We start from the raw sequence: 6,169 nt of genomic DNA, 5'->3' as shown, positions 1-6,169 counted from the left end.
CAGCCCGTCAAAGCTGAAGGTAACTGCGTCCAGATCCCCGCCGGTGATCTGCAGCTTGGCAAAATCCACCTCGGTAAGGGGCGCATTCTGCTGCGCCGCCACCCGGCGCAGCACGGTGTCTGCTTCCGGTGCGCCGCCGTAGCTCACCACCGGGCAGCCCGGCTTGATGATGCCCGCCTTGGCAGCGGCGATATCCGCCAGCGTAGGGCCAAGCTCCTTGACGTGATCCATGCCCAGTGCAGTGATCACCGCGCAGGCGGGCGTTTCGATGACATTGGTAGAATCCAGCGTGCCGCCAAGTCCCACCTCCAGCACTACGATATCGCACTGCTGCTGCGCAAAATAGAGCATTCCCAGTGCGGTGATGATCTCGAACTCGGTGGGCACGTCCTCCATGGCATCGGCGGCAGGCTTTACCTGCTCCACCAGCGCCACCAGCATCTCGTCCGGGATCTGCTGCCCATTGATCTGGATGCGCTCGTTGAACCGGTTGATGAAGGGCGAGGTATACAGTCCCACCCGGTAACCGGCGGCCTGCAGGCAGGAAGCCAGCATTGCCGCCGTACTGCCCTTGCCGTTGGTGCCCGCCACATGGACGAATTGCAGCTTTTTGTGCGGGTCGCCCAGTGCAGCCAGCAGGGTGCGGGTGCGGGTAAGCCCGGGCTTATGCCCCGCCCACTGCACCGCGTGGATGTATTCCATTGCCTGTTCGTAGTTCATAGATACTGCCTCGATTCAAGGAATAATATTAAAAATTTCGGAACACCGGAGCGTCTGCAGACGCTCCGGTGTTCCATTTTATAGAACTCTTACTTCTTTGCCAGCTTCATCAGGCTGCGGTTTTCCAGCAGGATGCGCAGCAGTACAACGTTCACAGCGCTCAGGATGAGGGCGTTGGGGATGCGCACTGCCAGCGTTGCCCACGGATAGCCGTAAAACAGGCGCAGCGCCAGCGAGGTGATGACCATAGAGCCCACAAAATGCCCCAGCAGCACGCTGGCTGCAAGCCGCAAATTTGTGGAAAGGCTGCTCAGCTTCTGCCACGCAAAACCCGCCACCAAGCCGATGGCACCCGCGCCCAAGGTGATCAGCGGGTTGATGGCGTAGCCCGCCAGCACACCGCCGATGATATCGGCCACTGCGCCCACCGCAAAGCCTGCGCCGGGGCCAAACACCACCGCCGACAGCAGCACCGGCAGACTGCCCAGATTGAACCGGACGAAGCCGGTGGAGATGCTCAGCACCCGGCTGAACACGATGCTCATGGCCACCAGCAGGGCCAGCATGGTCAGGGTACGCACCGAAGTTTTTTTGTCGTTCATCGTAGTTGTCCTCCTTAAAAAGGAACAGCAGGCAGGACGCAAAAAAACGCCCTCCCCTGTGACAGACCGCACAAAGGAGGGCGTGAATTCCAACAACATTCACTTCCGGGCAAAAACCGCAGACGGCTCTCGCCTGCACCCAAGTCCATGCAGCAGCGGGATGCAGACCCTGCACCGCGGTCAATACCTTCGTCCGCAGCACAACTCCCCGTTGATGCGGCACTTAACGCACAGGGTCTTACTCTGTTGATGATGCCATTATAATCCTTTTTTTGCCGCTCCGCAAGCGCGCAAACAGACATCTTTGCCAAAGGAGCGTTTTTATTTTTGGCAGTGTTGTATAAACGTAGGACTTTTGCCCGCCTGTCTTCCTCTTTTCTTTTGGCGCAGAACGTGGTAAGATGAACACAAGATACCAAAGGGGGAACTGCCCCGGAAAGGAAATTTTCCATGAAATTCAGCGAAATGACCTATACCCGCCCCGACATCGACGCCCTGCTGGCACGGTGCAAACAGCTGGCCACCAAGGCCGCTGACGCCCCGGACGGTGATGCCCTCATTCAGGTGTACTACGAGCAGAGCCGCGCCTTTGCAGACTACACCACCGCCTCCCAGCTGGCGAACATCCACTACACCTGCGACACCCGCGATGCCTACTGGAAGGCCGAGCAGGATTTTTTTGATGCCAACGGCCCTGCCGTGACCAACGCCAGTGTGGAGATCAGCCGGGCGTTTCTGGCAAACCCCTATGTGGAAGCGCTCACCGAACACTTCGGCACCACCTGTGTAGCCGGTATGAAGAACGCCGTGCTGGGCATGGACGACCGCACCGTTGAATTGCAGCAGGAGTTCAACGCGCTGGTCAGCCAGTACCAGCAGATCTACGGCGGCGCACTGGTGGAGCTGGACGGCAAGCAGCTGACCATCCCCCAGCTGGGCCCCTATAAGGAGGATCTGGACCCCGCCGTGCGCCGCGCCGCCTACGAAGCCGAGGCCGGTTACTTTGACGCCCACCGGGACGAGCTGGATGCATTGTACACCAAGATCGTCAAGAACCTGAACCAGCAGGCCAAGGTGCTGGGCTACAAGGATTACAGCGAGCTTTCCTATGTGCGCATGAACCGCATCGGCTACGGACAGGCCGAGATCCAGGCCTTCCGGGATCAGGTTGCCCGGGACGTTGTACCCGAGCTGCAAAAAGTGATGGCCATGCGCGCCAAGCGCACCGGCATCACCCACCCCACCTTTACCGATCTGCCCATCATCTTCAAGGACGGCAACCCCAAGCCCATCCCGGGCTATCAGGCACGCATGGACGCCGCCCGCACCATGTACCACGAGCTGAGCCCCGAGACCGCCGAGTTCATCGACTTTATGCAGGACAACGAGCTGTTCGATGTGGAAAGCCGTCCCGGCAAGATGTCCGGCGGTTACATGACCAGCCTGCCCAGCTACAAGGCTCCCTTCATCTTTGCCAACTGGAACGATACCTCCGGCGATGTGGATGTGCTGACCCACGAGTGCGGCCATGCCTTTGAGGGCTATGTGGCCGAGCGCGACCCCAACGTACCCGCCGATCTGGAATGCCCTGCCATGGAAAGCGCCGAGATCCACTCCATGGCCATGGAGTTCCTCACCGCGCCGTGGCACCACCTGCTGTTCGGCAAGGACACCGAGAAGTACGCCCTGCTCCACGCCGAGGACAGCTTTGTGTTCCTTGCCTACGGCTGCGCCGTGGACGAGTTCCAGCACATCATGTACCAGAATCCCGACCTGACCCCCGACCAGCGCAACGCCGAGTGGCTCAAGCTGGAAAAGAAGTACCGCCCGTGGATCGACTTTGACAACCTGCCCTTCTACGGCCGCGGCGCCGGGTGGCAGCGCCAGCTGCACATCTACGAGTGCCCCTTCTACTATATCGACTACTGCCTGTCCACCATGGCAGCGCTGCAGTTCTTCCTGCTGAGCCTTGACGACCACAAGGATGCATGGCAGCGCTACCTCAAGCTGGTGCGCCGCGCCGGGCTTGCCAGCTACACCGAGCTGCTGCAGACCGCCGGGCTGAAGGTGCCCTTTGCGGAGGGCAGCGTCAAGGGCATCGCCCAGCAGATGACCCGCTGGCTGGAGGAGCATCAGGTGGGCTAAAGGCAAGCGAAAGTCGTTTCGTTACAGCGTCAGGGCGTTTCGTGTCAGTTTTCTTGCTTTTCCGCCGGGCTGCGATATACTGAAACCAGAAATCCCCCTTCGAAAATGGAAAGGAGAACTGACTTATGAGATCTTCCCGTTTGTTCCGGCGTATTGCGGCCGGTTTATGCGCTGCGGCCATGCTGTGCGGCGGCATGGCTGCAGCAGCGGCTGCGCCCGCGCTGCCCGCTGCTCCCGCTGCGGCAGAGACCACCAACGCCTCCCCCAGTGATGCCGAGCTCAAGGCTGCTTTATCCAAGTTCACTGTCACCTACGACGAGGAGACCGGCGGCTGGGATCTTTCCTCTCCGCAGGAGCAGGCCAGCATGGCAAAAAAATCCTGCGGGCTGTACCCCTATATGTTCGTGCAGGACGACGGCATTGCCTTTAACATGATCCTGACCTATGCAGGCAGCAAGAAGCTGGACATCAAGACGGTCAATGTGACTGCCGATAATAATATGTATACCTTCACCTGTGATGAAGAGTACGGCGGCGGCTACGATCAGGATCTGGGCTGCTGGTTCGATCTGGAGCTGTTCCAGCTGAGCGACGACGAGATCAGCTGGCTGAGCGAGTGGCTGAACGCCAAGAGCGTCACCGCCGTGTTCGTTGGGCGGAACGGCACCACCCAGAGCTACGCCCTGACCAAGGAGAACCGCACCGCCATTCAGGAGATGGTCACCGCCTACAACCTGATGCTCTCCTCCACCGTGGAGCAGTGCGACTCCATCCTGACCAGTCTGGCAAAGTAACCGCAATTTACACAAGTCCCCGGAGCGTCTGCGGATGCTCCGGGGCTTTTTTGCGCAAAATATGAACAGCAAATATCTACTGTCGATGCTTTCTTGCCAGCGAGCTCGCCCTCTTCGTCTTTGCTTCGCAAATCCACCTCTCCCAAAGGGAGAGGCCTTGGCAAAGAGATGAAGTTTGCGTGGACTGCCAAGGGCTCCCACTTTGGGGGAGCTGTCAAGGCCGATAGGCATTGACTGAGAGGGCGAGGATGCTGCCCGCATTCAGCCATTTTTGCAAAAATTTTATTTTTTTCAAAAAACGCTTGCAAAGCAGGTCAACCTGTGCTATACTAATCGAGCTGTGATGTGCTGCTATAGCTCAGTTGGTAGAGCGCATCCTTGGTAAGGATGAGGTCTCCAGTTCGAATCTGGATAGCAGCTCCAGCTCAGACACCCTGAAGTCTTAGGACTTCGGGGTGTTTTTTTGTGTTTTTCCAGTGCTGCCAGCTGTTGCATCCTTCTGTTTGTGGATTCCGCCCAAAATAGAACGACTTTTTCTCCCGGTACGTCAATTGCAGCCATCTCCAAATTGTTATACAATTAACATAATAACAAACTACGGTACAGCGCTGCGTGTGCCGTGATATTTTTGGAGGTTTACATTATGGCTCGTTTTACTTTGCCCCGTGATCTGTACCATGGCAAGGGCGCTTTGGAAGCGCTGAAGTCCTTCACCGGCAAAAAGGCAATGATCTGTGTCGGCGGCGGCTCCATGAAGCGCTTCGGCTTCTTGGATCGTGCGGTGGAATACCTGAAGGAAGCCGGCATGGAGGTGGAGCTGTTCGAGGGCATCGAACCCGATCCTTCCGTGGAGACCGTCATGCGCGGTGCCGAAGCCATGCTGAAGTTTGAGCCCGACTGGATCATCGCTATGGGCGGCGGCTCTCCCATCGATGCAGCCAAGGCCATGTGGATCAAGTACGAGTACCCCGAGATCACCTTTGAGGAGATGTGCAAGGTGTTCGGAATCCCGCCGCTGCGCCGCAAGGCACACTTCTGCGCCATTTCCTCCACCTCCGGCACTGCCACTGAGGTGACCGCCTTCTCCATCATCACCGACTACCAGAAGGGCATCAAGTACCCCATCGCAGACTTCGAGATCACCCCGGACGTGGCCATCGTTGACCCGGATCTTGCTGAGACCATGCCCAAAAAGCTGGTTGCCCACACCGGTATGGACGCCATGACCCATGCCGTGGAGGCTTACGTTTCCACCGCACACTGCGACTACACCGATCCTCTGGCCATCTTTGCCATCCGCATGATCCAGGGCGATCTGGTGGACAGCTACAACGGCGATATGTCCAAGCGCGACTCCATGCACAACGCCCAGTGCCTTGCCGGTATGGCGTTCTCCAACGCGCTGCTGGGCATCGTGCACTCCATGGCACACAAGACCGGCGCTGCCTTTGCAGACTACGGCGCACACATCATCCACGGCGCTGCCAACGCCATGTACCTGCCCAAGGTCATTGCCTTCAACGCCAAGGACCCCGAAGCCAAAAAGCGCTACGGCGTCATCGCGGACGAGATGAAGCTGGGCGGCGCAAACGATGACGAAAAGGTCGGCTTGCTCATCGAGTACCTGCGCGGCATGAACGATGCGCTGAACATCCCCCACTGCATCCAGCACTACGGCCCGGACTCTTACCCCACGGAGCAGGGCTTTGTGCCGGAGAATGTGTTCCTCGAGCGTCTGCCCGAGATCGCCAAGAACGCCATCGCTGACGCCTGCACCGGCTCTAACCCCCGCCAGCCCAGTCAGGAAGAGATGGAAAAGCTGCTCAAGTGCTGCTACTACGATACTGAGGTGGATTTCTGATCTATCCTTTCTTTGTTACACCTCCTTCCCTATGCGCAAAGGCCCCG

At 58.4% G+C, this 6,169-nt stretch carries 5 protein-coding genes, 1 tRNA gene and 1 riboswitch; of the genes, 4 read left to right on the top strand and 2 right to left on the bottom strand.

Annotated elements, in window-relative coordinates:
• Together WMO20_RS12705 and WMO20_RS12700 are read right to left on the bottom strand one after the other, a co-directional pair.
• The coding region (locus WMO20_RS12705) for a bifunctional folylpolyglutamate synthase/dihydrofolate synthase (protein WP_349187085.1) at positions 1–720 on the bottom strand (720 nt) is incomplete at its 3' end.
• Positions 721–809: 89 nt separating this feature from the next.
• Positions 810–1,322, bottom strand: coding sequence for a folate family ECF transporter S component (locus tag WMO20_RS12700; protein ID WP_349187083.1), 513 nt, complete (start codon positions 1,320–1,322; stop codon positions 810–812).
• A 151-nt stretch (positions 1,323–1,473) separates the two neighbouring features.
• Positions 1,474–1,570, bottom strand: a riboswitch (THF riboswitch).
• Positions 1,571–1,772: 202 nt separating this feature from the next.
• Between WMO20_RS12700 and WMO20_RS12695 the strand changes: the two genes are divergently transcribed.
• The 4 genes from WMO20_RS12695 (at position 1,773) to WMO20_RS12680 (ending at position 6,122) form a co-directional block, all read left to right on the top strand.
• Positions 1,773–3,467, top strand: a complete 1,695-nt coding sequence (locus WMO20_RS12695) for a M3 family oligoendopeptidase (RefSeq protein ID WP_349187082.1) — start codon at positions 1,773–1,775, stop codon at positions 3,465–3,467.
• A 125-nt stretch (positions 3,468–3,592) separates the two neighbouring features.
• A complete protein-coding gene (locus WMO20_RS12690) occupies positions 3,593–4,261 on the top strand; it encodes a hypothetical protein (protein ID WP_349187081.1) in 669 nt (222 codons plus the stop codon).
• A gap of 347 nt (positions 4,262–4,608) precedes the next feature.
• Positions 4,609–4,684 (top strand) — tRNA-Thr (locus WMO20_RS12685).
• 220 nt (positions 4,685–4,904) lie between these two features.
• The gene (locus WMO20_RS12680; RefSeq protein WP_112091204.1) at positions 4,905–6,122 is read left to right on the top strand and encodes an iron-containing alcohol dehydrogenase; all 1,218 of its coding nucleotides are present in this window, start codon (positions 4,905–4,907) and stop codon (positions 6,120–6,122) included.
• Positions 6,123–6,169 lie beyond the last annotated feature (47 nt).

This window comes from Faecalibacterium intestinale, assembly GCF_040096575.1.
In the GTDB taxonomy this organism is placed as follows: domain Bacteria; phylum Bacillota; class Clostridia; order Oscillospirales; family Ruminococcaceae; genus Faecalibacterium; species Faecalibacterium intestinale.
This window is presented reverse-complemented; position numbering and strand designations above follow the sequence as displayed.